The organism is Rhodosalinus sediminis (genome assembly GCF_003385555.1).
In the GTDB taxonomy this organism is placed as follows: Bacteria; Pseudomonadota; Alphaproteobacteria; order Rhodobacterales; family Rhodobacteraceae; genus Rhodosalinus; species Rhodosalinus sediminis.
In genome coordinates, this window is the sequence record NZ_QOHR01000058.1 from 1 (window position 1) to 2,977 (window position 2,977).

Consider the following 2,977-nt stretch of genomic DNA (forward strand, 5'->3'; position numbering starts at 1 on the left):
AATTCGACCTGAAGGAGGCGTGACGCCGCCGCGCGGGGTTACTCACTCGGCCGCGCGCATCCGGGCCTCGGCCAGCGGGATCAGCGACGCGCCGCGGGCTTCGGAGAACGCGGCTAGCTCCTGCATCAGCGCCTCGCGTGGCGGCAGGTCGGGGCGGAACTCCTCCGGCAGCATCCCCAGTTCCGCCAGCCGCGCGAAGACCTTCGCGAAATCCAGCTCCCCCACCGAACGATAATCCGACCGCGCGATGTCGGGCGCCACCCACTCGGTCACCAGTGCGTCCACGACCCCCGGCGTGATCCCGCAGAACGCGCGGTATTGCGTTAGGTAATCCGCGACATTGGCCTTGCTGCGACGCAAGATGATGGCGACCCGACCACCAGGCGGCATCACGAACGCGGCCAGATGCAGGGCGGACCCGTCGAGTGCCACGATGTCCCGGGCTGCCCTGTAGCGGGCGACCTGCTCCTCGATCGACGCCTTCTGCGGATGAAAGATCTCGTATCCGTTGGCGGCCATGGCCGCCTCGATGGCGCTTTCGCCAAGGACCCTGCCGCGTACCGGCAACAGGCGGGACCGCGAGATGTAGAGTTTCTCGCCGCCGCGCGGCTCGGTCGCCGCCTCCAGCCGGCTGCGCATGAAGGCCCGGTAGGCCGGCGACCCCGCATAACGCGCGCCCCATCCGAAGCCCATCTCGGGCACGAACAGGCGCTCGGGACGCACGGCGTGATCGAAGGTTTGTATCGGCGTGTTGATGCCCAGAACGTCGAAAAACCAGCGGTAGGAAGAGATGACTTTCCGCGCCGGGCGGAGTTTGCCGCGAAACGGCATGTAGATGACGCTGTCGATCCGGCCCTGAAGCCGTTCGAGCGCCCAGAGCCTAGCGCTGGATTCGACCAGGAAATGGCCGAAATGCCCGCGCAAATGACCTCCGAATATGTGCACCCCGGCCAGATCGGAGACATCTTCCCCGGGCAGCAGAGTCGGCGCGACGGTGTGCTTTTTTGGAAGGATCCAGGACCGGCTCTCCTCAACGAAACGGCCGCCGGGCTCCAGCACCCCGCAGGCAAGTTTGCGGTCGCCGGGCCGCTCCGGCACGACGAGCGGCCTGTCCAGATCTAGCAACGCATCGGTGAACACCGCGTCGCCGGACAGCGCGCGCGGCCCCGGGTCGTGCGTCCAGTCGGGCGTTTCGCGGGGGCGCTCGGCCAGTTTCGCCGGCTCGGCGCGCTTGGCTAGGATCGCGCGCGCAACCGTGTTGCGGGGAAACTTCTCGAGAACGCGGACCGCTGCAGCTCGGGTCAGTTGCCCGTGCCCGGCCGCCTCGGCGTTGCCGAGAAGCGTCTTGAGATAGGCGCGATTGTCGCGTCGCGCCTGCCGCAGGTCGCGCCAGAATGCCGGCCAGTCCACCGAACCCGCCGCGATGCCCGATACCAGCGGGTCGAGCAGGCGGAACTTGGACAACTTGCGAATGGCACGATGACCGAAATGCCCCAGCTTCACGTGGCGCACGTTCGGCCCGTCGAGGCGCCGGGCGTGGGCGCGGTCCTCGGGCACGAAGGGATCGTAGATCAACCACACCTGCGAGGTGCGCGGCACCGCCTCGGCGGCGTCGAGGAAGTCGGGCGTCTCCCAGTCCCACTTGCGATGGCCGTAGGGAAAGCGTTCCTCGAAAGGCGCGATGTCGCGGTTCAGGGTAGATTGTGGCGAAAACGCCATCACCTCTGCGCCAGGCACCAGCCCCGCGAAGGTCAATGCCGCGTAGCCGCCCATCGAGGACCCGGTGAAGAGGATGCGCGAGAAGCGGTCGAAGAAGCCGGCGTCGCGCAGCTCCGTCAGCAGCCGCGCGGCCGAAGGATTGCGATACCAGTCCTTTCGCTTCGCGATCATCCCCAGAACGGAAACGTCCATGCGCTCGAGCCGACGGTGCATCCACGGCTGGGGCGGATCGTATTCCTCGACCGTGCCGAGATCGTCGAACGTCACGAAGAGCACGTCGGACCCGCGGACGTGATAGGCGTCGACAAATTCATCGCGCAGCACGAAGGCGTTGCGTCTGACCGCGGCTTTCGCGCTCCGCGCGCGCGGCGGCTGCGGCGCGCCGGGTGGCTTGGCGTCGTCCTCGCCCATGCCTTACATCCTCCGATAGACGACTACGCCGGACCGCGCGGCCTCGGCATCGGGAACGAGCCCTTGCGCCGACAACAGGGCGCGCAATTCCCGTGCCCCTGCCCGACCGTAGACGGCGCGATGTATCTCGGCGATGAAGGTGTCGACGCCGGTCAGATCGGCATGGCGCAGAAAGTCGAGTTCCGCGCCCTCGATATCCATCATGATCGTGTCGTGGGGGAACTCGGCCTTGAGATCGGCGTAGCGAAGCACCGGCACGCGCACCTTCGTTGTATTTTCCGGCTTCTGGATCACCTCCAGCGCCGAGCCCAGAAAGTTCGGCCGCAAAAAGAAGTCCACCTCCGGTGGCGCACCCGGCTCCGACAGCACGACCGCATGGCGCACGGCGGCCACCTCGCCGAGCCCGTTATGCGCATACAGCGCGGCGATGTGCTCGATCAGCCGCGGGTTCGCCTCGATCGACAGCAGGCTTTCGGGCCGGCAGTTCCGGGCCAGAACCGCGCCGACGATGCCGCTGCCCGCCCCCATCTCGAGGATACGCGCGCCCGGCCCGATCACGGCCAGCCCGGCGGCCGTCTCGCGCCGTTCATAGCGGCCCTCGTTCATTGATCTGATCATGTTCGGCCCGAGATGCGGTGCGGACGGGACCTCGATCCCGTGCATCCGCGCGACGACCCCGTCGGGCAGGTCGAGCGCGTCGGACTGGTCGGTCATTGCGCGTGCCTCATCTCTATACCCGCGCTGCCGGAGGGCGCAGTTCGGGGCGGAGTATGCCGCAACCGCCCTTTCCTGTCAGGCGAAATCGCACCGCGCGCCTAGGGAGCTATACCCGAATTTGGGTGACACG

2 protein-coding genes are annotated in these 2,977 nt (G+C 67.3%); both read right to left on the minus strand.

Annotation, left to right across the window (positions count from 1 at the left end):
- Positions 1 to 42 precede the first annotated feature (42 nt).
- Complete coding sequence (locus DRV84_RS14985) at positions 43 to 2,130, minus strand: glycosyltransferase family 61 protein (protein ID WP_115982123.1); 2,088 nt, start codon at positions 2,128 to 2,130, stop codon at positions 43 to 45.
- 3 nt (positions 2,131 to 2,133) lie between these two features.
- Complete coding sequence (locus DRV84_RS14990; RefSeq protein ID WP_115982125.1) at positions 2,134 to 2,844, minus strand: FkbM family methyltransferase; 711 nt, start codon at positions 2,842 to 2,844, stop codon at positions 2,134 to 2,136.
- Between the last annotated feature and the right edge of the window lie 133 nt (positions 2,845 to 2,977).

Excerpts from the sequence above, each read along its gene's own strand:
- DRV84_RS14985 (WP_115982123.1), bottom strand. The coding sequence starts at position 2,130 with ATGGGCGAGGACGACGCCAAGCCACCCGGCGCGCCGCAGCCGCCGCGC.
- DRV84_RS14990 (WP_115982125.1), bottom strand. The coding sequence starts at position 2,844 with ATGACCGACCAGTCCGACGCGCTCGACCTGCCCGACGGGGTCGTCGCG.